This is a genomic window from Roseomonas sp. OT10 (genome assembly GCF_020991085.1).
Lineage (GTDB): Bacteria > Pseudomonadota > Alphaproteobacteria > Acetobacterales > Acetobacteraceae > Roseomonas > Roseomonas cutis.
The window spans coordinates 5,201,710-5,225,564 of sequence record NZ_CP087719.1 but is presented as its reverse complement, the minus strand read 5'-3'; the positions used below and the strand labels follow the sequence as shown (position 1 = coordinate 5,225,564).

Annotated in this window: 19 protein-coding genes; 10 read left to right on the top strand and 9 right to left on the bottom strand. The window is 74.8% G+C overall.

Features of this window, described 5'->3' with window-relative positions:
* Positions 1–25: 25 nt before the first annotated feature.
* From LPC08_RS23815 to LPC08_RS23805, 3 genes are read right to left on the bottom strand one after another with little or no spacing between them, the layout of a single operon-like run.
* Positions 26–1,531 carry a tripartite tricarboxylate transporter permease gene (locus LPC08_RS23815; protein ID WP_230450697.1) on the bottom strand — a complete coding sequence of 502 codons (1,506 nt, stop codon included), beginning with the start codon at positions 1,529–1,531 and terminating at the stop codon, positions 26–28.
* A gap of 4 nt (positions 1,532–1,535) precedes the next feature.
* Complete coding sequence (locus tag LPC08_RS23810; protein WP_230450696.1) at positions 1,536–2,114, bottom strand: tripartite tricarboxylate transporter TctB family protein; 579 nt, start codon at positions 2,112–2,114, stop codon at positions 1,536–1,538.
* Positions 2,111–3,079, bottom strand: a complete 969-nt coding sequence (locus tag LPC08_RS23805) for a Bug family tripartite tricarboxylate transporter substrate binding protein (RefSeq protein WP_230450695.1) — start codon at positions 3,077–3,079, stop codon at positions 2,111–2,113. The genes LPC08_RS23810 and LPC08_RS23805 overlap by 4 nt, the downstream gene beginning before the upstream one ends.
* Positions 3,080–3,224: 145 nt before the next feature.
* Between LPC08_RS23805 and LPC08_RS23800 the strand changes: the two genes are divergently transcribed.
* Complete coding sequence (locus LPC08_RS23800; RefSeq protein ID WP_230450694.1) at positions 3,225–4,730, top strand: hypothetical protein; 1,506 nt, start codon at positions 3,225–3,227, stop codon at positions 4,728–4,730.
* Positions 4,727–5,572, top strand: a complete 846-nt coding sequence (locus LPC08_RS23795) for a hypothetical protein (protein ID WP_230450693.1) — start codon at positions 4,727–4,729, stop codon at positions 5,570–5,572. The genes LPC08_RS23800 and LPC08_RS23795 overlap by 4 nt, the downstream gene beginning before the upstream one ends.
* A 351-nt stretch (positions 5,573–5,923) precedes the next feature.
* On the opposite strand, the gene LPC08_RS23790 is transcribed toward LPC08_RS23795, so the two are convergent.
* On the bottom strand, positions 5,924–8,251 hold the full coding sequence (locus LPC08_RS23790) for a heavy metal translocating P-type ATPase (protein WP_230450692.1): 2,328 nt from the start codon (positions 8,249–8,251) through the stop codon (positions 5,924–5,926).
* A 114-nt stretch (positions 8,252–8,365) separates the two neighbouring features.
* Here LPC08_RS23790 and LPC08_RS23785 point away from each other — a divergent pair, with 114 nt between their 5' ends.
* Entirely contained in the window at positions 8,366–8,863 is a 498-nt protein-coding gene (locus tag LPC08_RS23785) for a MerR family transcriptional regulator (RefSeq protein ID WP_230450691.1), read from the top strand.
* A gap of 583 nt (positions 8,864–9,446) precedes the next feature.
* Here the strand turns inward: LPC08_RS23785 and LPC08_RS23780 are convergent.
* The 5 genes from LPC08_RS23780 to LPC08_RS23760 form a co-directional block, all read right to left on the bottom strand.
* A complete protein-coding gene (locus LPC08_RS23780; protein ID WP_230450690.1) occupies positions 9,447–10,610 on the bottom strand; it encodes an iron-containing alcohol dehydrogenase in 1,164 nt (387 codons plus the stop codon).
* A gap of 126 nt (positions 10,611–10,736) precedes the next feature.
* Positions 10,737–11,708, bottom strand: a complete 972-nt coding sequence (locus LPC08_RS23775; RefSeq protein WP_230450689.1) for a Bug family tripartite tricarboxylate transporter substrate binding protein — start codon at positions 11,706–11,708, stop codon at positions 10,737–10,739.
* Positions 11,709–11,803: 95 nt separating this feature from the next.
* Complete coding sequence (locus LPC08_RS23770; RefSeq protein ID WP_230450688.1) at positions 11,804–12,988, bottom strand: CaiB/BaiF CoA transferase family protein; 1,185 nt, start codon at positions 12,986–12,988, stop codon at positions 11,804–11,806.
* A complete protein-coding gene (locus LPC08_RS23765; RefSeq protein ID WP_230450687.1) occupies positions 12,985–14,019 on the bottom strand; it encodes a hydroxymethylglutaryl-CoA lyase in 1,035 nt (344 codons plus the stop codon). The genes LPC08_RS23770 and LPC08_RS23765 overlap by 4 nt, the downstream gene beginning before the upstream one ends.
* Positions 14,020–14,030: 11 nt before the next feature.
* Positions 14,031–15,032 (bottom strand): Bug family tripartite tricarboxylate transporter substrate binding protein, encoded by a 1,002-nt coding sequence (locus LPC08_RS23760; RefSeq protein ID WP_230450686.1) that lies wholly within the window; start codon positions 15,030–15,032, stop codon positions 14,031–14,033.
* A 118-nt stretch (positions 15,033–15,150) separates the two neighbouring features.
* Here LPC08_RS23760 and LPC08_RS23755 point away from each other — a divergent pair, with 118 nt between their 5' ends.
* The 7 genes from LPC08_RS23755 (at position 15,151) to LPC08_RS23725 (ending at position 23,776) form a co-directional block, all read left to right on the top strand.
* Positions 15,151–15,906 carry an IclR family transcriptional regulator gene (locus LPC08_RS23755; RefSeq protein ID WP_230450685.1) on the top strand — a complete coding sequence of 252 codons (756 nt, stop codon included), beginning with the start codon at positions 15,151–15,153 and terminating at the stop codon, positions 15,904–15,906.
* A gap of 35 nt (positions 15,907–15,941) precedes the next feature.
* Positions 15,942–16,838 (top strand): SMP-30/gluconolactonase/LRE family protein, encoded by an 897-nt coding sequence (locus LPC08_RS23750; protein WP_230450684.1) that lies wholly within the window; start codon positions 15,942–15,944, stop codon positions 16,836–16,838.
* Between the two features lie 172 nt (positions 16,839–17,010).
* A complete protein-coding gene (locus LPC08_RS23745) occupies positions 17,011–18,036 on the top strand; it encodes an amino acid ABC transporter substrate-binding protein (RefSeq protein WP_230450683.1) in 1,026 nt (341 codons plus the stop codon).
* Positions 18,037–18,201: 165 nt separating this feature from the next.
* Positions 18,202–19,392 (top strand): porin, encoded by a 1,191-nt coding sequence (locus LPC08_RS23740; protein WP_230450682.1) that lies wholly within the window; start codon positions 18,202–18,204, stop codon positions 19,390–19,392.
* Positions 19,393–19,933: 541 nt separating this feature from the next.
* Positions 19,934–20,602 (top strand): ribulose-phosphate 3-epimerase, encoded by a 669-nt coding sequence (gene rpe, locus LPC08_RS23735; RefSeq protein ID WP_370643270.1) that lies wholly within the window; start codon positions 19,934–19,936, stop codon positions 20,600–20,602.
* Positions 20,603–20,611: 9 nt separating this feature from the next.
* Positions 20,612–22,270: a heparinase II/III family protein gene (locus LPC08_RS23730; protein WP_230450680.1), complete on the top strand. Its 1,659-nt coding sequence runs from the start codon at positions 20,612–20,614 to the stop codon at positions 22,268–22,270.
* Positions 22,271–22,666: 396 nt separating this feature from the next.
* Positions 22,667–23,776 carry a glycosyltransferase family 4 protein gene (locus tag LPC08_RS23725; RefSeq protein ID WP_230450679.1) on the top strand — a complete coding sequence of 370 codons (1,110 nt, stop codon included), beginning with the start codon at positions 22,667–22,669 and terminating at the stop codon, positions 23,774–23,776.
* Positions 23,777–23,855 lie beyond the last annotated feature (79 nt).

Sequence of the window (23,855 nt, the reverse complement as noted above, 5' to 3'; positions counted from 1 at the left end):
GCAGCGGGCCGCGCCCGGCTGCCGCCTAGAGCCGCATCCCGCGCCGCGCCGCCCAGGCGCCGTAGACGCGCGGGCCGACCAGGGCCAGGAGCGCCAGCAGCAGGATGGCGAGCGAGACCGGCCGCGTGACGAAGACGGACCAGTCGCCCTGGCTGATGGTCAGCGCCTGGCGCATCGCCTGCTCCGCCATCGGCCCCAGGATCATGCCGATCACCACGGGCGCGGTGGGGAAGTCGAAGCGGCGCATGAACATGCCGATCGTCCCGATCACGTAGAGCAGGATCAGGTCGGTGACGCTGTTGCTGATGCCGTAGGTGCCGATGGTCGCGAAGACCAGGATGCCGGCGTAGAGCTGCGGCTGCGGGATCTTCAGCATCCGCGCCCAGAGCCCCACCAGCGGCAGGTTCAGCACCACCAGCATGACGTTGGCGATGTAGAGCGAGGCGATCAGCGTCCAGACCAGGTCGGCCTGCGAGGTGAACAGCAGCGGCCCCGGCTGGATGCCGTAGGACTGGAAGGCGTTCAGCATGATCGCGGCCGTCGCCGAGGTGGGCAGCCCCAGCGTCAGCATCGGCACCAGGATGCCCGCGGCCGCCGCGTTGTTCGCCGCCTCCGGTCCCGCCACGCCCTCGATGGCGCCGGTGGTGCCGAACTCCTTGGCGTATTTCGGCTTCACCAGGCGCCGCTCGGCATAGTAGCTCAGCATGGTCGGCATCTCCGTGCCGCCCGCCGGCATCACGCCGAAGGGAAAGCCCAGCGCCGCGCCGCGGAACCAGGGCCCGACCGAGCGCTTCCAGTCCTCCTTCGACATCATGATGCTGCCCACCGGCAGCACCTTCTGCGCGCCCTCGACATGCCGCCAGGCGAGGTAGAGCGTCTCGCCCACGGCGAAGAGCGCGACCGCCACCAGCACCACGTCGATGCCGTCGAGCAGGTCGATCATGCCGAAGGTCATGCGCGGCTGGCCGGTCTGCAGATCCACGCCGATCAGCCCCAGCGTCAGCCCGAAGGCGAGCGAGGTGAGGCCGCGCAGCGGCGAGCCGCCGAGCACGGCGGAGACCGTCACGAAGCACAGCACCATCAGGCAGAAGTACTCGGGCGGGCCCAGCTTCAGCGCCAGCTCCACCACGATCGGGCCGAGGAAGGAGATGCCCAGCGTGCCGATCGTCCCCGCCACGAAGGAGCCGATGGCCGCCGTCGCCAGCGCCGGGCCGGCGCGGCCGTGGCGCGCCATCTTCGCCCCCTCGAGCGAGGTGATGATGGAGCCGGACTCGCCGGGCGTGTTCAGCAGGATCGAGGTGGTCGAGCCGCCGTACATCGCCCCGTAGAAGACGCCGCAGAACAGGATGAAGGCGCCGGTGGCCGAGACCTTGAAGGTGATCGGCAGCAGCAGCGCGATGGTCAGCGCCGGGCCGATGCCCGGCAGCACGCCGATGGCGGTGCCGAGGAAGCAGCCGAGCAGCGCCCAGCCGAGGTTGGAAATCGAGAGCGCGTTGCCGAAGCCCAGCGCCAGGCCTTCCCAGACGGACATGGAGTCAGAGAATCCCTTCCAGGATGCCGGCGCCGATGTTCACGCCCAGCAGGCGGTCGAAGGCCAGGTAGGCGACGACGGTGACGATGATGCCGATGAGAAGGTCCACCAGCGGCCGGCGGGAGCCGAAGGCGGCGCAGACGAAGACGTAGAGGATCGTGGAGGCGATGACGAAGCCCAGCCACTCGATCAGCGCCACCTGCACGATCAGGCCGGCGGCGAGGAGGCCGAGCGCGCGCCAGTTGGTCGGCGGGGCCTCCCGCACCTCCTCCAGGTCCTTGCTCCAGCCGCCGCGCAGCGCCGCGCCGCAGAGGCCGGCGCCGACGCCGACGAGCAGGGCGGCGACCAGCCAGGGCACCACCGTCGGCCCCACCACCGCGTAGGTGGGGGAAGCCGGGATGACCAGGGTCTGCCAGACCACCAGCAGGGCCATGAGGAGGACGGCGACGCCGACGGCGAGGTCGGGGCCGCGCCCCACCTCCTGTCCCGGCGGCGGCGCGGAGGTGGGCCCGATGGCATCGGGCCCGGCATGCTCCGGGGTCACGTGGTCGAAGGGGCTGTGGCCGGGTCCGGCGCCGCTCACGTCACCAGGCCCAACTCGCGCAGCACGCCGTCGGTCGCGGAGTTGTCGTTGCGCAGGAACGTCTCGAACTCGGCGCCGGTCAGGAAGGCGTCGTCCCAGCCACGGGTGGCCAGCAGCTCCGTCCAGGCCGGCAGCGCGTGGACCTCGGTCACCAGCCGGGTCAGCGCGGCACGGGCCTCGGGGCGGATGCCGGGCGGGCCGAAGAAGCCGCGCCAGTTGGTGGCGGAGACGTCCAGCCCGCTCTCCTTCAGCGTCGGCAGCCCCTCGATCGCGCGCTTGTCGCCCGAGGTGGCGAGCGCGCGCATCCGGCCCGCCTTCACCTGCTCGGCGAACTCGGAATAGCCGGAGATGCCCGCCTTGACCTGGTTGCCCAGGATCGCCGCCTGGGCCGGCCCGCCGCCGGCGAAGGCCACGAAGTTGGCGTCGCGCGCGCTGCGGCCCAGCGCCTTCAGCATCAGCCCCAGCACGATGTGGTCGGTGCCGCCGGCGCTGCCGCCGGCCACCGGCATGCCGCGCGGATCGGCCTTCAGCGCCTCGATGAACTGGGCGATGGTCTGGATCGGGCTCTCGCCCGGCACCACGATCACCGCGTCCTCGGCGGTCATGCGCGCGACCGGCGTCACGTCCTTCAGGCTGTAGGGCGCCTTGTTGGTCAGCGCCGCGCCGACCATCACGGAGCCGCCGACCATCAGCGCATCGGGCTTGCCGCGGCGCTGGGAGATGAAGCGGGGCAGCCCGACCATGCCGCCGGCCCCGCCCACGTTCTCGAACTGGAAGGAACCGACCAGCCCGGCCTGGCGGGCCACGTTCTCGAAGGCCCGGCCGAGCCCGTCCCAGCCGCCGCCGGGGCCGGCGGGGATGAACATGTTAAGGCTGGGGAAGAGCTGTTCGGCGCGGGCCCGGGGCGCGCCGGCGAGCAGCGCGGCGGCAGGGGCGGTGGCGAGCAGCAGGTGACGGCGCAGCATGGGTTCCTCCCGGTACGACGAGGGCGTACCGACCCCACTGTAGCGGCGATGCCATGGAGGGCAACGACCGCCTCCGACGCGCGGCCCGGCGGCTTGCGCGCGACACGTGTGCCAGGGATGTTGGGCGCACCTTGGGGAATCGGGAATGATCGGACGCGGCGCCTGGCCGGGCTGGATCGGGGTACTGGCGCTGTCGGCCTGCATCGCTCCCGCCGCCATCGTCCCCGCCGCCCTGGCGCAGGGCCCGCGCGCCGCCGCTCCCCGCGCGCCGGCCGAGCGGGAGGCGCTGGTGCAGAACGAGCTCGGCCTCTCGATCCGCGAGCTCTACGCCGCACCGGTGGGGCAGGCCGACCCGGGACCCGACCGGCTGGGCCAGGACACCCTGGCGCCGGGCGGGCGGCTGCGCCTGCGCCTGGGGCGCAACCAGCCCTGCCGCTTCAACCTGCGCGCCGTGCTCGCGGACGAGAGCATCGAGGAGCGGCGGGACGTGGACCTCTGCCGCCAGAACCGGGTCGTCTTCGGCGACCCGTCCGCGCCGCAGCGCGAGGCGCTCGTCGTCAACGAGACGGACCTGCCGCTGCAGGAGCTGTACCTGCGCCCCGCCAACGCGCCGGAGGGCGCCGACGCCCGTGGCCCGGACCGGCTGGGCGCGGAGACGGTGGCGCCGGGCCGCAGCCTGCGCCTGCGGCTGGGTCGGACGCGGGACTGCGTCTTCGACGTGACCGGCGTGCTGGCCGATGATTCGACGGTGACGCGCCCGCGGACGGATCTCTGCCGCAGCCCGCGCGTCGTCCTCGGCGATCCCTCCCTGCCCTGGCGCGAGGCGCGGGTGGAGAACCGCGCCGGCCGCATCATCCGCAACCTGCACGCCCGTCCGGCGGAGGAGGGCGGCGGGGAATGGGGCGCGGACCGGCTGGGCCCGGAGGTGCTGTCGGACGGCGGCAGCGTCCGCCTGCGGCTGCGGCGCGCGGCCTGCCGCTTCGACCTGCGCGCCGTCTACGAGGACGATGCGGCGGAGGAGCGGCGCGGCGTGGATTTCTGCGCGAGCCTGGCGCCGGCCGTCGCCTTCGACGGCAGCGCCATCCCGCAGCCGCCGACCATCCGCGTCACGCTGGTGAACCGGCACGACGCGCCGGTGGAGGAGGTCTACGTCTCCGCCGCCTCCGAGCGCGACTGGGGCCCGGACCGGCTGGAGGAGCCGCTGGAGCGCGGCGAGCGGATCGGCCTGTCGCTGCCGGTGGAGTGCACGGCCGACCTGCGCATCGTCTTCCCCAGCGGCGCCGCCGAGGAGCGGCGCGAGCTGGACCTGTGCGAGGCCGGCACCATCGTCCTGCGCCCCGGCTGGACGCTGGCGGAGCGGCTGGACGACAGCCCCGCCCCGCCCGGGCCGCCGGGCCCCCGCCCCGGCAGCGTGCGGCTGCGCAACGCCTCCGACAGCCCGATCGTGGAGCTGTACGTGGACGCCCCGGGCGAGCCGCGCGGCCCGGACCGGCTGGGCCGCAACGTGCTGGGCAGCCGGGAGACGCTGGACCTGCTGCCCCCCGAGCCCGAGGCCTGCGCCGCTTCCCTGGTCGCCGTGTTCCGCGACGGGCGCGAGGTGCGGCGCGACCCCTTTGATCTCTGCCAGGGCACGGAGGTGACGCTGCCATGACCCGCATGCCCCGCCCCACCCTGCTCCTGCTGCTGGCCCTTGCCTTCCCTGCCGCGGCGGAGGAGCTGCGGCCCGTCCCGGAGGCGCTGCGCGGCACCTGGTTCGCCGGGGCCTGCGCGGCGCCGGAGGAGATGCTGGTGCTGACCGCGCGCAGCGCCGCCCGCCTCTCGGCCGAGGATTCGCGCCTGGACCGCTTCGTCGCCACGCGCGAGGCGGATGGCTGGCTCATCGGCACCTCGCGCGGGGCGGAGGCGCCGCGCCTGATGCTGCGCGCCCGCGACAGCATGCTGGAGACGGGCGAGCCGGAGGCGAAACTGCGCGACGACCGCCTGCCCGGCCCCACGCCGCTGCGCCGCTGGCAGCGCTGCGCCACGCCGCCGCTGGAATGGATGCTGCAGCATGGCGAGGGGATCGCCGTGCTCGGCGCGCTGGAACGGATCGAGGCGGCCTGCGGCGAGGGCGCGACGATGCAGGGCTGCGCCGAGGCGCTGATCGCCCAGGCCAGCGTCTCGGGCGACGGGCTGCTCAGCGCGGCGGAACTGGCGCGGCTGGGCCGTGGCCTGACCTGGATGATCGCCGTCCGGGAGGGCGCCGGCACGCCGGAGATCGCGCTGGCCGTCGGCGCCGGGTCGGTGGCGGCACTGGGCGCGGCCCGGCTGGCCGTGGACAGCCTGGACTATGACGGCGACGGCCGCCTGTCGGTGCGGGAGCTGATGCAGGACCGCAGCCTGCCCGGACCGGGCGGCGGCGAGGCCGCCGGCCGGCCGCTGCGGCTGGACGGCATCCGCGAGGCGGTCGGCTTCCTGCGCGGCCTGTTCGAAGGGCTGTTCGCCCTGCGTTGAGGGCGGCGCGTGGCGTAGGTGGCACCGCCGGACCGGGGAAGGCTCTGCCTCCCCCGGACCCCCTCCGCCGGGGCCACGAGCGGGCCCCGGACCCCGCTGGGAGTCTGGCGCCGCGTGGCCGGTGTCAGCCTGCGGGCGGCACCCGCGGAGCGCGCGGACAGGCGGGGCACCGAAGAAGAATCAAAGGCCGCACGTGCTGCGGCCGCCGTCGCCGGGGAGCATGGCTCCCCGGCGTGCCGACGCGTCCGTGAACGGGGGTCCAGGGGCTCTGCTCCTGGCGGATGGGGGGTCCGGGGGGCAAGGCGGAGCCTTCCCCCCCCCGGGGGGGCCGGCTCCGGGCCCCGAACCGCATCACGCGTCCCGCGGCCGCCAGGCCAGCAGGCGCAGCGCGTTCAGGGTGACCAGCACGGTCGCGCCGGTATCGGCCAGGATCGCGGGCCAGAGGCCGGTGATGCCCAGCAGGGTGGTGACCAGCAGCACCAGCTTCAGCCCGATCGCCACCGCCACGTTCTGGCGCATGTTGGCCAGGGTGGCGCGGGACAGCGCCACCAGCTCGGCCACCCCCGTCACCCGGCCGCGCAGCAGCGCCGCGTCCGCCGCCTCCAGCGCCACGTCGGTGCCGCCGCCCATGGCGATGCCGACGGAGGCCGCGGCCAGGGCGGGCGCGTCGTTGATGCCATCCCCCACCATGGCCACCGGGCCCTGCGCCGCCATCGTCCGGATCTCGCGCAGCTTGTCCTCCGGCAGCAGCCCGGCCCGCGCCTCGATCCCCAGCGCCGCGCCGATGGCCTGGGCGGTGCGCGGGTTGTCGCCGGTCAGCATCACCGTCTCCACCCCCAGGCGGCGCAGCGCGGCGAGGCCCTCGGCGGCCTCCGGGCGCGGCTCGTCGCGCAGCGCGATCAGCGCGGCGGCGCGCCCATCCAGCAGCAGCACGGTGACGGTCTTGCCCTCTGCCTCCAGCGCCTCCGTGGCGGCCCCGGCGGCGGCATCCAGCGGAGCGCCGGATTCGGCGGCATGGCGGGGGCTGCCGATGGCGATCGACCGTCCCTCCACCCGCCCCGTCGCCGCGCGCCCGGCCACCGCCCCGGCCTCGGCGAGGGCGGGCAGCGTGCCGATCCCCTCGGCCTCGGCCGCCGCCAGGATGGCGCGCGCCAGCGGGTGGGAGGAGCCCTGCTCCACCGCCGCCGCCAGCCGCAGCGCCTCGCGCCGGTCCTGCCCGGCCAGCGGCAGCAGGTCGGTCACGCGCGGCCGGCCCAGCGTCAGGGTGCCGGTCTTGTCGAAGGCGATGCGGCGGGCGGCGCCGATCGCCTCCAGCGCCGCGCCGCCCTTCACCAGCAGCCCGCGCCGCGCCCCGGCCGAGAGGCCGGAGGCCATCGCGGCGGGGATGGAGATGACCAGGGCGCAGGGGCAGGCCACCAGCAGCAGGGCAAGGCCGCGATAGATCCAGACCGCCCATTCCCCGCCAAGCAGCAGCGGCGGCACCAGCATGGTGAGCGCCGCCGCGGCCATGGCCGCCGGGGTCCACCAGCGGGCGAAGCGCTCGACGAAGCGCTGGGTCGGGGCGCGGGAGGCCGTGGCCTCCTCCACCATCCGCACGATGCGGGCCAGGGTGTTGTCCGACGCGCCGTGCGTCACCCGCACGCGCAGCATCCCCTCGGCGTTGATCGCACCGGCCACCACCGCCTCGCCCGGTCCGCGCGAGACGGGGACGCTCTCCCCGGTCACGGCGCTCTCATCCAGCGCCGAGCGGCCCTCCAGGATCTCCCCGTCGCAGGGGACGCGGTCGCCGGGACGCACGATCACCGTGTCGCCGGGACGCAGCGCCGTGGCGGGCACCTCCTCCGGCGCACCGCCCGGCCCCTCGCGCTGGGCGGTGCGGGGGATCAGCGCGACCAGGGCGCGGATGCCGGCGCGGGCCTGGCTGGCCGCCACGTTCTCCAGCAGCTCACCCAGGGCGAAGAGGAAGACCACCAGCGCCGCCTCCTCCACCGCGCCGATGGCGACGGCGCCCAGCGCAGCGACGGACATCAGCGTCTCGATGGAGAAGGGCGAGCCGGCGCGGGCGAGCGCCACCGCCCGCCGACCAAAGGGCCAGAGCCCGGCCAGGGTCGCGGCGAGGTAGAACCAGAAGGACGCCGCCGGCCAGAGATGGGACAGCAGCCAGGCGGCCGCGACCAGCCCGCCGAGCAGGAAGACCAGCCGGGCCTTGCCGCTGCGCCACCAGGGGGTGCCGGGCGGCTCCTCCGCGCCATGGTCGTGCCCGTGCGCCAGGCCGGCGGCATGGCCGTGGGCGTCGGCGGGCGCGGCATGGCCGGGGCCATGGCGGTCGTGGTCGTGGCTGTGACCATGGTCGTGGCCGTGGTCAGGATGCGGCGCGCGGCCATGACCGTGGCCGGCCGCCTCCCCGCCCGCCTCGGCCGACCCCGCCGCGGCGAGGCGGGTCGGGGTATAGCCCAGGGCCCGGACCCGCTCCTCCACCGCCGCCCCGGACCCGGCATCCTCGGCCAGGAGGCTGAGCCGCTCGGCCATCAGGTTCACCCGCACGTCGCGCACCCCCGGCAGCCGGCTCACCGCCCGCTCCACCTTCGCGACGCAGGAGGCGCAGTCCATGCCTTCCACCCGCCAGGACAGCGCCGTGCCCGGCCCGCCGGAATCCGCCATGCTCGCCTCGCTTGTCATGGCCGGGGTTATGGGACCTCCAGCCACTGGAGGTTCAAGGGGGTATTGGGCGCCGGCTTGGCCCGGACGGCGGAAGGCCCCAGATAGAAGCTCCAGCCATGGGAGGTTTGTTCGATGCCGGACCATGCCACGCCATCCGACCCCCTGCCCCGCCCCGTCCAGGGCCGCCTCTCCATCGGCGACCTGGCCACGGCGGTCGGGGTGAATGTGCGCACCATCCGCTACTACGAGGCGGCCGGGCTGCTGCCGGAGCCGGCCCGCACCGCCGGCAACCAGCGCAGCTACGGTCCCGCGCACCTGCACCGCCTGGCCTTCGTGCGCCACGCCCGGGAGATGGGCTTCGACATGGCAGCGATCCGCGACCTGCTGCGCCTCGCCGATGCCGGGGCGGAGAGCCCCTGCGCCGGAGCCCATGCCGTCGCGCGGCAGCAGCTTGCCGCCACCCGCTCCCGCATCGCCCGGCTGCGCTCGCTGGAGGCGGAGCTGGAGCGCATGCTCGACGGAGATTGCGACGGCGGCCAGGTCGGCCATTGCCGCATCGTCGAGGCGCTGGCCGACCACGCCCACGGCCATTGCCTGGACCCGAGCCATGGCGGGCCGGAGGCCGCCTGACGCACCCCCCGCCAGGCGGGCGAGGCCGAGGTGCGCGGGGATGACGCTGGGGAACCGGCCGCTGCGGCCCGGGACCGGCTCCCGGTAGGTCACGCACGGAATCGGCGGCGAAGTCCCGGCCCGGTACAGGTTCCGCGTGGTGATGCGCGGTGCCCCCCGGCCTCATATGCGCGGCGTGATGCGTTGATCCATGCCAGCGCGGGGCGCGCTCGTGGCCCGGGGGCAAGGCTCTGCCTCGCCCCCGATACCCCCACTCCGCCAGGACCCTGCGGGCCCTGGACCCGAAGGGCGCTGCCGCGGGACAGCCTGACACGGGGTCACAGCGCCGAGGAGCCATGCTCCTCGGCGGGACCGGCCGCCGCACTCGCTGATGCCTTCAAAGCTATTCTGGAGTCCCGCCTGTCCGCGCTTTCCCCGGGATCAGCCCGCAGGCTGACGCCTACCGGAAGCACCAGACTCCCAGCGGGGACCGGGGCCCGCTTGTGGCCCCGGCAGGGGAGGGTCCGGGAGGGGACGGCGTCCCCTCCCGGTGCCGCTGCCGGAACACCATAGCGCGACCGGCCAGGTCATCCCGCCATCCGTATCAAGCGGCCCAGACCCGGGCGTAGAGCTCCTGGATCTCGTCCGCATCCGGCACGAGCGGGTTGTTGGCGGGCGAGCCCGAGGCCAGTGCCTGTGCCGCCATGGTCGGCAGCAGGGCTTCCCACTGCGCCGGGTCGATGCCCCAGGCGCGCGGGCCCGGGACGGCGAGGTCGGCGTTCAGCGCGCGCAGCTCGTCCAGCAACGCGGCCACGGCGTCGCCGTCGCGCAGGCCCGCCCCGGCGATACCCATGGCGCGGGCGCAGTCGGCGTAGCGTTGCGTCGCGGCGGGCGCCGAATAGGCTGTCACCGACGGCAGCAGCATGGCGTTGGACAGGCCGTGGGGGACGTGGAAATGCGCCCCGATCGGGCGCGACATGCCGTGCACCAGCGCGACGGAGCTGTTGGAGAAAGCGATGCCGGCCTGGGTCGCGCCGAACATCAGCGCTTCGCGCGCCGCGCGGTCGCCGCCGTCGCGATAGGCGCGGCGCAGGTTGCCGGCGATGGCCCGCATGGCGGAGAGCGCGAAGGTGTCGGAGAAGGGGTTGGCCCGGCGCGAGACATAGGCCTCGATCGCGTGCGTCAGCGCATCCACCCCCGTATCGGCGGTCAGGCGCGGCGGGCAGGTCAGCGTCAGCTCGTAGTCCACGATGGCCGCGACCGGCAGGAAGGACGGGCCGATGCAGAGCATCTTCTCGTGCGTCTCGCTGTCCGTCACCACGGTGAAGCGCGTCGCCTCCGACCCCGTGCCGGCGGTGGTGGGGATGCCGATCACCGGCAGGGCCGGGCCGGCATTCACCGCCGGCGCCTTGTGGTCGCGCATCCGCCCGCCCTGCTTCGCCAGCACCGCGACGGCCTTGGCGGTGTCGATGGGCGAGCCACCGCCGAGGGCGACGAGAGAATCGTAATCCCCGGCCAGCACCGCCGCCTGGGCGCGGTCCACCGCGTCGCTGTCGGGCTCGGGGACCGTGTCGGAGAAGACATCCGCCGCGATGCCCGCCCGCTTCAGCTCGCCCTGCAGCCGCTCGGCCAAGCCGAAGCGGACCATCATCGGATCGGTCACGATCAGCGGGCGTGACAGGCCCAGCAGGCCGAGCACCTCCGCCGTCTCGGCCAGGGCCCCTCCGCCGATGCGCAGGATGCGTGGCAAGGCGATCGCCGTGGACATCCGTTCCCTCCTTCCGGTTCGTCTCGCGGCACAGGGATACGCCGCGGCCACCCCGCGGAAAACCGGGAATCGCGCCGCCCTCCCGTGCGGATGCCGGCGGGCGGCGCGGGGGGCGATCCCGCCGGCTCAGCCGACCTGCACGTTGCCCTCGCGCACCACCTTGCCCCACTTCTCGATCTCGGCGGCCAGGAAGGTGCGGAACTCCTCGGGGGTGGAGGGGCGCGGCGTGGCGCCCTCGGCCGCGAGGCGCTCGATCACGGCCGGGTCGGTCAGCACGCGCCGCATCGCCGCATTGACCTTGGCCACCACCTCGGCCGGCATCTGGGCCGGGCCGACCAGCCCGGTCCAGTTCACCGCCTCGAAGCCGGGGAAGCCGGATTCCGCGACCGTCGGCACCTGGGGGAGCGAGGGCATCCGCTCGGCCGAGGTCACGGCCAGCGCGCGCAGGTCGCCCGATTCCAGCATGCCGCGGACCGCCAGCGGGTTGGCGGAGTAGAGGTCCACGCGCCCGGCCAGCAGGTCGTTGGTGAGCTGCGCCGCGCCGCGATAGGGCACGATGGTCAGCTCCACTCCGGCCCGCTGGGCGATCATCTCCGACGAGAGATGGCCCACCGTGCCGCTGCCGGGATGGCCGGCCGTCAGCGCGCCGGGCTTCTCCTTCGCCGCCGCGATCACGTCGGCGAGGCTGCGGAAGCGCGCCCCCTTCGCCACCACCAGCACGTTCGGCTGCACCGCCACCAGCGAGACCAGCGCCAGGTCGCGCAGCGGCTGGTAGGGGATGTTGGCGGCGTAGAGCGTCGGGTTGATCGCCAGGTTCGAGGTCTGGCCCATGCCGATCGTGTGCCCGTCGGTGGCCTTGGCCACGACGTCGATGCCGATGTTGCCACCGGCGCCCGGACGGTTCTCCACCACCACGGTCCAGCCCATCGCGGCGGTGAGGCGGTTGCCCACCTCGCGCGAGATCACGTCCGTCCCGCCGCCCGGCGGATAGGGGACGATCAGGCGGACCGGCCGGTCCGGCCAGGCGGCCTGGGCGCGCGCGAGGGCGGGAAGCAGTGGCAGGGCGGCGGCCCCGCGCAGCAGATGACGGCGGTGCATGTCCATTTCCTCTCGTCGTTTGCACCCGGAGACCGGCCCCGGGTGCTTCCCGTCCGGGCCGGAGCGCGTCCGGCCCGCCCGTTCCTCGCGTCGCGTCAGCCCTCCGCGACGGTGTCCGCCGGCGACGGCGCGGCCCCGCCGCGCGGCAGCGCGCCCAGCACCTCGGCATCGTGCTGGCCGGGGGCGGGCAGGTCGTGGCGCACGCCCAGCCGGCGGTCGCCGAACTGGATGGGCAGGGCCGGGACGCTGGTGCTCCGCCCGTCCGACAGGGTCAGCGGCAGCAGGCCGCCGCTCTCCTGCAGGTGGCGGTCGTCGTACAGGTCGCCCGGCTGCACGATGCGGGCGAAGGGCAGGCCGGCGCGCTCGCACATCGCCTCCAGCGTGGCGAGGTCGCGCTGGCCCACCAGCGTCTGCACCAGCGGGATCAGCGTCTCGCGCCCCTCGGCGCGCAGCGTGTTGGTGGCCCAGCGCGGGTCGAGCAGCGCCGGCTCCGCCAGCTCGCGGGTGAAGATCTCCCACTGCCGGTCGGTGACGACGCCGATGAAGAGCTGCACGCCGTCGGCGGTGGTGAAGATGTCGTAGACGCCCCAGGCGCGCTTGCCCGCCGCCATGGAGGGCGGCGCGACGCCGGTGATCGCCTGCTGCAGCATGTGGGTGGAGACGAGGAAGGCCGCGTTCTCGAACAGGCTGGACTGGACGTGCTGGCCCTTCCCGGTCAGGTCGCGCTGGCGCAGCGCGGCGAGGATGGCGATGGCGCCGAACATGCCGCCCATCATGTCGTTCACCGGCGCGCCCGCGCGCAGCGGCCGGCCGGGCGGGCCGGTCATGGCGGCGAGGCCGGACATCATCTGCACCACCTCGTCCAGCGCGGTACGCTTTTCGTAGGGGCCGGAGAGGAAGCCCTTCAGCGAGCAGTAGATCAGCCCGGGGTTGGTCCGCGACAGCGCCGCGTAGCCGAGGCCCTTCGCCTCCAGCCCGCCGGGGCGGAAGTTCTCGATCACCACGTCGGCGGTGTCGATCAGCGCCTTCAGCGTCGCGAGGTCGGCCGCGTCGTCCGTGTCGAGCTGCACGCTCTTCTTGTTGCGCGAGAAGGCGGCGAAGAAGCCGGTGCCGCTGCTGGTCAGGTAGCGCGTGCGGTCGCCCTTGCCGCGCGGCTCCACCTTGATCACCTCCGCGCCCAGGTCGGCCAGGATGAGGCCGCAGGTCGGGCCCATCACCATGTGCGAGAACTCGATCACCCGCACGCCGTCGAGCGGCAGCGGGGCGGCGTCGGCGCTCATGCTGCGATCCCCTTGCCCGCGATCTCCTTGCCGGAAGGCTGGCAGGCGGCGCCGCCGGGATGCGCCCGCCCCGTCCCCTCCGGAACCGGCCCCCGCGCGGCGTAGCGGAAGCCCTTCTCCGTGCCGACATCCGGCAGGTGGCCATAGAGCGCCTCGCCCGGCAGGGATTCCGCCAGGATGCGCCGCGCGGCGGCGAGGCCGTCCAGATCCACGCCCGTGTCGTGGCCCATCGCCTCCAGCATCCAGACCAGGTCCTCGGTGACGATGTTGCCCGTGGCGCCGGGGGAGTAGGGGCAGCCGCCGATGCCGCCCTGCGAGGCGTCGAAGGTGGTCGCCCCCGCCTCCAGCGCGGCGACGACGTTGGCCAGACCCTGGCCGCGCGTGTTGTGCAGGTGCGCGCCGCCGGCCTTGTCGCCCAGCTCCGCGATCAGCCGCGTGAACAGGCGCCGCACCTGCGCCGGGTTGGCGTAGCCCACGCCGTCGGAGAGGCCGACGCTCTCCGCGCCCGCGGCGGCCAGCCGCACGGCGATGTCGATCACGCGGTCCTCGGCGACGGGGCCGGAGATGGTGCAGCCGAAGGCGGTGGCGATGCCGACCTCGATCGCCGGGCGCGCGTCCTCCGGCAGGGTGGCGCACCAGGCGACGGCCTCCGCCACCTGCTCGATGGCGCGGTCGGTGGAGACGCCGATATTGGCGAGGCTGTGCTCGTTGGAGGCGGAGACGGGCATGGTGACCTTGTGCGCCCCGGCCGCCGCCGCGCCCTGGACGCCCTTCAGGTTCGGGGCCAGGGCCAGCACGGTGATGCCGGGAATCTCCCGCGCCGCGCGCACCACCTCGGCCGCGTCGGCCATCTGCGGCAGGCGCTTCGGGTTGACGAAGGAGCCGACCTCGATCTCGCGCAGCCCGGCGGCGGCGAGCGCCCGCACCCAGCGGATCTTGGCCTCGGTGGGCATGGTGCGGTGGATCGATTGCAGCCCGTCGCGCGGGCCGACCTCGCTCACCAGGATGGGGCTGGCCAGGATGGCGGACATGGGCGGGTTCCTCATTGCGGCTGGATGCCGGCCTCGCGCAGCACGCGGGCCCAGCGGTCCATCTCGGCATCGACGTACTGCCGTGCCTCGGCAGGGGTGTTGGTGATGATGCGCTCGGCGCCCAGCTCGGCGAAGCGCTGGCGCAGGCTGCCCTCGGCCAGGATCGCGGCGACCTCCTGCCGGAGACGGTCGACGATCGGCTGCGGCGTGCCGGCCGGGGCCAGGATGCCCTGCCAGACGCTGAAGGTGGCGGCCGGGAAGCCCGCCTCGCCGATGGTGGGCACGTCCGGCATCACCTTCGACCGCTCGGCCGAGGAGACCGCCAGCGCCCGCGCCTGGCCGCCCTGGGCCAGCGGGAAGGCGGTGACGCCCGCGTCGTAGAGCATGCCGAGCCGGCCGGCGACGAGGTCCTGCGCCGTGGGCGCGCTGCCGCGATAGGGAATCTCCTCCATCTTCAACCCGGCGGCCTTCAGGAAGAGCAGGCTGACGAGCTGCAGCGCCCCGCCCGTGCCGGTGCTGCCGTAGGAGAACTCGCCCGGCGCGGCGCGCACCCGCGCGACGAACTCGGCCAGGGTCCGCGTCGGCGCGTCGGGCGGCACGAGCAGCACCATGGGGCTCTCGGCCACGATGGTGACGGGGACGAGATCCTTCTGCGGGTCGTAGTCGAGCTTCGCGTAGAGCGAGCGGTTCACCGCATGGCCGGTGTTGGTGAAGAGGAAGGTGGCCCCGTCCGGCGCGGACTTCGCCACCGCCGCGGCGCCGATGTTGCCGCCCGCGCCGGTGCGGTTTTCCACCACGAAGCGCTGCGGCAGGCGCTGCGACAGGCTGTCGCAGATCAGCCGGCCGATCACGTCGGTCGGGCCGCCGGCGGCATAGGGCATGATCACGCGCACCGGCCGGTCGGGCCATTCGGCGGCCCGGGCCAGGCGGGGGGCGGCGAGCCCGCCGGCGAGGCCGGCCAGCCCGGCGGACAGGGCGCGGCGGGTCAACGGGGCATGGGGGCGATGGCGCATGGACGTCCTTCCCGGGCCGGTTCGGCCGCTTCTTCGTTCAAGCTTCTATTTTCTGTTTGACAGAAAATACTTCCCTCTGACAGAAATACCTAGCCCTGCGAGTTCCCGCGCGTCAACCATGAACCTCACCGACCCGCCCCGCCGCCGCGGCCGCCCGCCCGCCCCCCGCCCCGCCGGCGATCCGGTGGAGGAGCCGCGCGTCGAGGCGGTGGAACGCGCCCTCTCCCTGCTGGAAGCCTTTGCCGATGGTACGCCCCGGCTGGCGCTCAGCGAGCTCGCCGCCCGCAGCGGGCTCTACCCCAGCACGGCGCTGCGCCTCGCCGCCTCGCTGGCGCGCTTCGGCTACCTCCAGCGCGACGCGGACGGCGCCTTCCGCCTGGGGCCGACCCCGCTCCGCCTGGGGCGGCTCTACCAGGGCGCCTTCAACCTGGCCGACCACGTGCGGCCGGCCCTGGCCGACCTCACCGCCCGCACGGGCGAGACCTCGGGCTTCTACGTGCGCGAGGGCAACGACCGCATCTGCCTGTTCCGCCACCATTCGGAGCGGCTGATCCGCCACCACATCGAGGAGGGCGCCCGCCTGCCGCTCGATCGCGGCGCCAGCGCCCGGGTGCTGGCGGCCTTCACCGGGGATGCCGGCCCGCGCTCGGCGGAGGTGCGGGCGGCGGGCTTCGCCGTCTCGCTCGGCGAGCGCGATCCGGAGACCATCGCCATCGCCGCGCCGGTCTTCGGGAGCGACGGCTTCCTGGGGGCGCTGGGCCTGGCCGGCCCCCGCCACCGGCTGGAGGAGCCACGCCGCCCCGCGCTGGCCGAGGCCGTGCTCGCCGGGGCACGCAGCCTGTCCCTGGCCCTCGGCGGCGGCCGCACCGCGTGACGACCCAGCCCCGACACCCACCAGGGAACGACGCCATGGACCCCTTCTCCCCACCCCGCCTGATCGAGACGCGGCTGCACGCCGCCCTGCCGGAGGCGCTGCGCCGGCCGGTGCCCACCGAGTGGTCGCGCGCCAACAAGGGCGGCGCCCCGGTGGACAGCTTCCTGGAGGGCCCCTGCCTCGACCGGGACGGGAACCTCTACCTCACCGACATCCCGCATGGCCGCCTCTTCCGCCTCGACCCGGCGGGCGGCTGGACGGTGGTCGCGGAATACGACGGCGAGCCGAACGGGCTGGCGCTGCATCCCGACGGGTCGCGCCTCGTCATCGCCGACTACAAGCAGGGGCTGCTCTCGCTCGACCTCGGCAGTGGCCGGGTGACGCCCTTCCTGACCCGCCGCAACAGCGAGCGCTTCAAGGGCCCGAACGACCTCGTCTTCGCCCGCAACGGCGACCTCTACTTCACCGACCAGGGGCAGAGCGGGCTGCACGACCCCACCGGTCGGGTCTTCCGGCTGCGCCCCGACGGGCGGCTGGACCTGCTGCTGGGCAACGGGCCCAGCCCGAACGGGCTGGCGCTCTCGCCGGAGGAGGACGTGCTGTTCGTCGCCATGACGCGCGACAACGCCGTCTGGCGCCTGCCGCTGCTGGCCGATGGCAGCACCGCCAAGGTCGGCCGCTTCGCCTCCTTCCACGGCACCAGCGGCCCGGACGGCATGGCGATGGATGCGGAAGGGCACCTGCTGGTCGCGCATGCCTCGCTGGGCTGCGTCTTCGCCCTGTCGCACCAGGGCGAGGTGCTGGCGCGGCTGCGCTCCTGCCGCGGCCGGACGGTGACGAACCTGGCGCTGACGCCGGGGCGCGGGACGGCGCTGATCACCGAATCCGCGAGCGGCAGCGTGCTGGCGGCGGACTGGCCCCTGCCCGGCTGAGCGCGGGCCACGGGCCGGGGCGCCCGGCCGGTCCGAACCTGGGCAGCGGCGGGCCCGCTGCCTCCGTTTTGCGCGCCCGGCGCACCCGCGTCGGCTTTCGCACCATCAAGGTTTCTTGAGCTCGGCCGATCCGCCCGTCATCCTCCCCGCCACGACGGGAAGGACGACGGCGATGAGGAAAGCGATACTGCGGACGGCCCTGGCGGCGGCGGCCTGCCTGGGGCTGGCCCTGCCGGCCAGGGCGGGCGCGACGCTGGATGCGGTGAAGGCGCGCGGGCAGCTCATCTGCGGCGTGCACAACGGGATCGCCGGCTTCGCCCTTCCCGACGGGCGCGGCGTCTGGCAGGGGCTGGACGCCGACCTCTGCCGCGCCGTGGCGGTGGCGCTGTTCAACGATCCGAACAAGGTGCGCTTCACGCCGCTCAGCTCCTCCACCCGCTTCACCGCGCTGGGCTCGGGCGAGGTGGACGTGCTGTTCCGCACCAGCACGCACACCATGATGCGCGACGTCACGCTGGGGCTGCGCGCCATCACGCCCTACTTCTACGACGGCCACGGTTTCATGGTCCGCAGCAGCGCCAACATCGCCAAGGCGTCGGAGCTGGCGGGGGCGACGATCTGCCTCGTCTCCGGCACCACCAACGAGCTGGTGACGGCCGACTACTTCCGGACCATCGGCCAGAGCTTCACGCCCGTGCTGTTCGAGCGCACCGACCAGGCGCTCGGCGCGCTGCAGGCCGGGCGCTGCGATGCCTTCGGCACGGATGCCTCGCAGCTCGCCGCCGGCCGCTCCTCGATGCCCAGCCCGGGGGACTGGACCATCCTGGCGGAGCGCTTCTCCAAGGAGCCCTACGGCCCCTATGTCCGGCGCGGCGACGACGAGTGGTTCGACGTGATCCGCTACACCGTCAACGCGCTGATGGAGGCGGAGGAACGCGGCATCACCGCGGCCAATGTCGAGCAGATGCGGCGCGAGAGCACCAACCCCGACACCCGCCGCCTGCTCGGCGTGACGCCGGAGCTGGGCCAGGCGCTGAAGCTCGACCCGGCCTGGGTGGTGAACATCGTCAAGGCGATGGGCAATTACGGCGAGATCTACGACCGCCACATGGGCCCGCGCACCCCGGTCGGGCTGGCGCGCGGCCCGAACGAGCTCTGGACCAAGGGCGGGCTGCACTACCCGCTGCCGATGCGCTGATGCCGGCCCGCACGGGCCCCGTGCCCGTGCAGGCCGCCCCGGCACCCGCAAGCGGGCCGTCCCGCGGGGGCGGACCGTTCCTTCCGCGGGCGGCGTGACGCGGCCACGCGGTGTTGAGGCGGCGCGCTCCTGGCGGCCATGCCGCCGCCATGGCAGGCGGGGCGGATGCGCCGCCTCCTCCCGCCCCTGCTCCTCCTCCTCCTGGCCGCCCCGCCCTCCCTGGGCGCCGAACTGGCCTGGGACGGGGCCACCCCGGCCCTGAACCTCGCCGGGGGGCAGGTCACCCTCTCCCCCCTGCTGCGGCTGGATGCCGATGCAGGCAGCTATGCCGGCCAGTCCGAGCCCGACGGGTTCCGCAGCGGCGTGAACCTGCGCCGCGGGCGGCTGGGGTTGGAAGGGACGCTGCCCGCCCGGCTGTCCTGGCGCCTCGTCTGGGAGTTCGGCGGCCCCGACCCGCGCGACTATGGCCAGCCCTACGAGGCACAGCTCGCCTGGGAGGGGATCGATGGCCTCGCCCTGCGGCTGGGCGCCTTCACCCCGAAGCACCTGCCGGATTACTCGGGCGATTCCTTCGGCCTGCCCTTCCTGGAGCGCGCCGCCATCAGCAACCTGGCGGCCGGCCTCGCCAGCGGCGACAGCCGCACCGCGCTCGGCGCGGAGGCGCATGGCGGACGCTGGGTCGCCAGCGCCTATGCCACGGGCGGGGTGCTCTCCACCCGCAACGACGACCGCCAGCGCGGCCTGGCCGGGCGCGTGGCGGCGCTGCTGCTGGACGCCCCGGCGGCGCAGCTCCAGCTCGGGCTGGATGCGGCCTGGCAGTTCCGCCCGGGCACGCGCGGCGCCGCCGACCGGCTGAGCCTGGACGACTACCCCGAGCTGCGGGTGGACAGCCGCGTTTTCCTGGACACCGGCACTCTCGCGGCCGATGGCGCCGGCGCCTGGGGGCCGGAGGCCACGGCCCGGCTCGGCCCGCTGGTGCTGGAGGGGGTGTACCAGCAGCTCCTGCTGCGCGGCACGGGCGAGGGCACGCGCCGCTTCGAGGGCTGGTATCTCCAGGGCACCCTGCCCCTGCTCGGCCCGCCACGCCGGCGCGATGCGGAGACGGGCACCTGGGAGCCCCCAGAGGAGGGGCTGGGCCGCTGGGGCTCGGTCGAGCTGGCGGGGCGCTACAGCGTCGCCGACCTGCGCGACGGGCCGGTGCAGGGCGGGCGGCAGGCGATCTGGACCGGGGCGCTGACCTGGCGGCCGCACCCCGCGCTGCGCCTCACGGCCCAACTGCAGTCGGGACGCCTCACCCTGGAGGACCGGGTGCGGGACTTCCAGGCCCTGGGGCTGCGGGCCGCCCTCTCCCTGTGATACGGACGGCGGGATGCCTCGATCCGTGGCAGCACAGGCTGCGCCCGTGGCCCGGGGGCAAGGCTCTGCCTCGCCCCCGGTCCCCCACTCCGCCAGGACCCTGCGGGCCCTGGACCCGATCAGCGCTGCCGCGGGACAGCCGGACACGGGGTCGAGGCGCCGAGGAGCCATGCTCCTCGGCGGGTACGGCCGCAGCATTCGCTGAAGCCTTCTGAAGCTTCTTCAGAGTCCCGCCTGTCCGCGCGCCGTCAGGGTTCAGCCCGGAAGCTGACACCCACCGCACAGAACCAATTCCCAGCGGGGACCGGGGCCCGCTTGTGGCCCCGGCAGGGGAGGGTCTGGGAGGGGACGGCGTCCCCTCTCGGTCCCCCGCCCGAACACCACAGCACGACCGGTCAGGTCATCCCGCTATCGGTATGACGCCCTCTCCCTGTGCCCCCCATCCCCCGGGGTGGTGGAGGCCCGGCGCGGGGGCGGGGCCACGCCCGAGGCCCGGGCCGGGCGCGCCCGGTTGCCGCTCGGGGGCGCGGCTGGCAAAACCTTGCCCGTGTCACACGTGCCGCGCATCGCCCCGTCCCTGCTCGCCGCCGACTTCACCCGCCTCGGCGAGGAAGTCCGTGCCATTGAGGCGGCGGGGGCGGACTGGCTGCACCTCGACATCATGGACGGGCATTTCGTGCCCAACATCTCCTTCGGCCCGGCGCTGGTGAAGGCGCTGCGGCCACGTTGTGCCCTGCCCTTCGACGTCCACCTGATGATCGCCCCGGCTGACCCCTACCTCGCCGCCTTCGCCGAGGCCGGGGCGGACCTGATCTCCCTCCATCCAGAGGCTGGGCCGCACCTGCACCGTTCGCTGCAGACCATCCGGGCCCTGGGAAAGCGGGCGGGGGTCGTGCTGAACCCCGCCACCTCCGAGACGGCGGTGGAGCACGTGCTGGACCTCGTCGACCTGATCCTGGTGATGACGGTCAACCCGGGCTTCGGCGGCCAGTCCTTCCTGGAAAGCCAGCTTCCCAAGATCGAGCGGCTGCGGCGGATGATCGAGCGCACGGGGCGCGACATCGCCCTGGAGGTCGATGGCGGGGTCACCGCCGCGACCGCGCCACTGTGCCTCTCGGCGGGTGCGGACACGCTGGTCGCGGGCACGGCGGTCTTCGGGAAGCCCGATTACGCTGCCGCGATCGCCGCGCTGCGGAGCAACTCCGCGTGAGCGTCCACGATGAGTGACTGGATGCGCGGCGCCCGCCGGACCCTGGCGGGGCTGAAACCCATCCGCGTGCCGGATGCGCCGGCCCGCGCCTTCCGCGACCTCTGGCCCGGGGACGCCACGCGCGGCCAGCGGCTGCTGAAGGGCGAGTTCGATGTCCTGGGCACCAGCGGTCCCCTGCTGCCCGCGGAATCCCTGCGTGCCATCCCCGGCGCCGAGGCCGCGGCGCGCGGCGGCACCCCTGCCTGGCGCGCCGCCCTGCACGGCTTCGCCTGGCTGCGCGACCTGCGCGCGCTGGGCACGGATGGCGCGCGCCTGCGTGCCCGGGCGCTCACCCAGGACTGGCTGGCCCGGACCGGCGCCGAGGCGCTGGCGGAGGCGCCGGAGGTGGTCGGCGCCCGGCTCTCCGCCTGGCTGGGGCACTGGGACTTCCTGGCCGCCACCGCCGAGGACGGCTTCCGCCGCGCCCTGATGCTGCGCCTCGCCCAGGATGCGCGCGCCCTGGTGGTGACGCTGCCGGCCGAATGCCGCCACCGCGGCGCGCTGGTGGCGCTGAAGGGCGCGCTGGCCGCGGCCGTAGCGTTGGAGGAGGAGAACTGGCTCGCCCGCTGCGCCAAGCTGCTGCCGGGCGAGCTGGAGCGCCAGTTCCTGCCCGACGGCAGCCATGTCGAGCGCAGCCCGGCGATGCAGCTCGCCGCCCTGCAGGACCTGATCGAGCTGCGCAACCTGTTCCACGGGGCGGGGCTGGAGGCGCCGCCGCACCTTTCCCTGGTGCTGGAGCGCGCCGGCCCCGCGCTGCGCGTCTTCCGCCACGGCGACGGCGCCCTCGCCAGCTTCAACGGCACGCGGGAGGAGCTGGCCTCGCTGCTCGACCTGGTGCTGACCCAGGCCCAGACCCGCGGCCGCGCCCCCCTGATCCTGCCCGATGGCGGCTTCCAGCGCCTCCAGGCCGGGCGGACCCTGGTCATCGCGGATTGCGGCCCCCCGCCCGCGGCCCGCCACGGCAACCGCCCGCCATCGCCGGGCGCCCTGCCGCGCGGGGCGGACCGGCTGCACCATGCGGGCACCCTCTCCTTCGAGATGTCGGTCGGGCGCGACCGGCTGATCGTGAACTGCGGGGCCGCCCCGGCCGCCGAAGCGGAGTGGCGCGACGCGCTGCGCGCCACCGCGGCCCATTCCACCCTGGTGCTGGCCGACACCAACAGCGCCGAGCTGCGCGAGGACGGGCTGGGCCGCCGCCCCGAGCGGGTGGAGGCGGACCGCCAGGAATCCGAGGGCGCCCAGTGGCTCGATGCCACCCATGACGGCTGGAAGAAGAGCTTCGGCGCCATCCACCGCCGCCGCCTGTGGCTGTCGGAGACCGGCGACGACCTGCGCGGCGAGGACGCGGTGGAAGCCGATACGGTCCCGACCTTCGTGGTGCGCTTCCACCTGCATCCCGGCGTCTCCGCCACGCTGCACGCGGAGGGCGGCGCCCTGCTGCGCCTGCCCTCCGGCGCCGCCTGGCGGCTGCGGGCCGAGGGCGCCAACCTGTCGATCGAGGAGAGCGTCCACCTCTCCGGCACGCCCCGCCCGGCCCAGCAGGTCGCCCTGCACGCCGAGCCCGGCACCGCCAGCGTGCAATGGGCCATCCGCCGCGTGGCAACCCGCGCGCCAGGCGAGGACGGGTAGCGGCCACCCTCCCCATGCCATGAGCCGCCGGATCGTCGTTCCAGGGGCGGGCGCGTCCGCCCCCCGGGGGAGGTGCCGCCTCTCCCGATACCCCCTCCGCCAGGGCCACGGGCTGGCCCCGGACCCCGCCGGGAGTCTGGCGCGGGGCGGCAGCGAGCCGGCCTGCGGACTGGCCCCTGAGAGCACGCGGTCGGGCGGGGCCCGGCAAGGGGCAGAAGAAGCGGTCAGCGAGCGAGGCGGCCTTGCCCGCCGCAGGTCGCCGACCTGCGGCGACGCGACCCCGTCGAAGCCCGTCGCGCAGCAGCGCCCCCTGGGTCCAGGGCCCGCAGGGTCCTGGCGGTCGGGGGGTACGGGGGGCAAGGCGGCGCCTTCCCTCCGGGGAACGGACCTCGCGCGGTGAAGGTCCTCTTCGTCGCCAACGTGGATTTCTCGCTCCGCCACTTCGTCCTGCCGCTGATGCGGGCGGCACGGGCGCGGGGGCACGAGGTGGTGGCCGCCTGTGCCGAGGGGCCGCTGCTGGAGGTGCCACGGGCGGAGGGCTTCCGGGTGGTCGGCGTGCCCCTGGCCCGCAGCCTGTCGCCGGCGGCCAACGGGCGGGCCCTGAAGGCGCTGCGGGCGCTGATCCGGGCGGAGAAGCCGGATCTGATCCATGGCCACATGCCAATCAGCGGGCTGCTGGCGCGGCTGGCGGCCCGGTTGGAGGGCGTGCCCCGGGTCGCCTACACCGTGCACGGCTTCCTGTTCAACCAGCCGGGGCGACCCTGGCGGCGGGCGCTGTCGCTCGGGCTGGAATGGCTGGGCGGCCGGATGACCGACATCTTCCTGACGGTCAGCGAGGAGGAGGCGCGGGACGCCCGGCGCCTGGGCATCGCGCGCAACGCGGTGGCCGCCGGGAACGGGCGCGACCCGGCGGTGTTCCACCCCGACCCGGTGGCGCGGGCGGCGGTGCGGGCCGAGCTCGGCGCCGCGGAGGGGGAGTGCGTCGTGACCGTCGTCTCCCGCCTGGTGCGCCACAAGGGGCACCCCGAGCTGCTGGAGGCCATGGAATCCGTCCCCGGTGCCACCCTGTGGGTGGTGGGGGAGAGGCTGGCCTCGGACCATGGCGAGGACCTGACCCCCGCCTTCACCCGCGCGGAGGCGGCGCTGGGCCCGCGGCTGCGGATGCTGGGCTACCGGGAGGACGTGGCGCGGGTGCTGGCGGCGTCGGACGTCTTCTGCCTGCCGAGCCATTTCGAGGGGCTGCCGATGTCCGTCATCGAGGCGATGCTGACCGGCTTGCCGGTGGTCGCGACGGAGATCGGCGGCCCGCGCGAGATGGTGGTCGACGGAGAGACGGGCCTGCTGGTGCCGCCGCAGCGGAGTGCCCCGCTGGCCGCGGCCCTGGCGCGGCTGGCAGCCGATCCGGCGCTGCGGGCGCGGATGGGGGCCGCGGGCCGGGCGCGGGCGTTGGAACGCTACAGCGAGGAACGGGTCATGGCGCGGACGATGGAGCTGCTGGGCCTGTAGGGGGGCCGTGCCCGCGGCACGGCACGTGCAGGGCCCGGGCCGCGACCGCGCACGGGAGAGTTATTCCACCCGGCTTCCC

Coding starts and splice junctions, on each gene's coding strand:
- LPC08_RS23805 (WP_230450695.1), bottom strand. CDS start 3,079: ATGCTGCGCCGTCACCTGCTGCTCGCCACCGCCCCTGCCGCCGCGCTG.
- LPC08_RS23730 (WP_230450680.1), top strand. CDS start 20,612: ATGAGTGACTGGATGCGCGGCGCCCGCCGGACCCTGGCGGGGCTGAAA.
- LPC08_RS23815 (WP_230450697.1), bottom strand. CDS start 1,531: ATGTCCGTCTGGGAAGGCCTGGCGCTGGGCTTCGGCAACGCGCTCTCG.
- LPC08_RS23800 (WP_230450694.1), top strand. CDS start 3,225: ATGATCGGACGCGGCGCCTGGCCGGGCTGGATCGGGGTACTGGCGCTG.
- LPC08_RS23795 (WP_230450693.1), top strand. CDS start 4,727: ATGACCCGCATGCCCCGCCCCACCCTGCTCCTGCTGCTGGCCCTTGCC.
- LPC08_RS23790 (WP_230450692.1), bottom strand. CDS start 8,251: ATGACAAGCGAGGCGAGCATGGCGGATTCCGGCGGGCCGGGCACGGCG.
- LPC08_RS23770 (WP_230450688.1), bottom strand. CDS start 12,988: ATGAGCGCCGACGCCGCCCCGCTGCCGCTCGACGGCGTGCGGGTGATC.
- LPC08_RS23760 (WP_230450686.1), bottom strand. CDS start 15,032: ATGCGCCATCGCCCCCATGCCCCGTTGACCCGCCGCGCCCTGTCCGCC.
- LPC08_RS23740 (WP_230450682.1), top strand. CDS start 18,202: ATGCGCCGCCTCCTCCCGCCCCTGCTCCTCCTCCTCCTGGCCGCCCCG.
- LPC08_RS23755 (WP_230450685.1), top strand. CDS start 15,151: ATGAACCTCACCGACCCGCCCCGCCGCCGCGGCCGCCCGCCCGCCCCC.
- LPC08_RS23780 (WP_230450690.1), bottom strand. CDS start 10,610: ATGTCCACGGCGATCGCCTTGCCACGCATCCTGCGCATCGGCGGAGGG.
- LPC08_RS23775 (WP_230450689.1), bottom strand. CDS start 11,708: ATGCACCGCCGTCATCTGCTGCGCGGGGCCGCCGCCCTGCCACTGCTT.
- LPC08_RS23785 (WP_230450691.1), top strand. CDS start 8,366: ATGCCGGACCATGCCACGCCATCCGACCCCCTGCCCCGCCCCGTCCAG.
- LPC08_RS23745 (WP_230450683.1), top strand. CDS start 17,011: ATGAGGAAAGCGATACTGCGGACGGCCCTGGCGGCGGCGGCCTGCCTG.
- LPC08_RS23765 (WP_230450687.1), bottom strand. CDS start 14,019: ATGTCCGCCATCCTGGCCAGCCCCATCCTGGTGAGCGAGGTCGGCCCG.
- LPC08_RS23750 (WP_230450684.1), top strand. CDS start 15,942: ATGGACCCCTTCTCCCCACCCCGCCTGATCGAGACGCGGCTGCACGCC.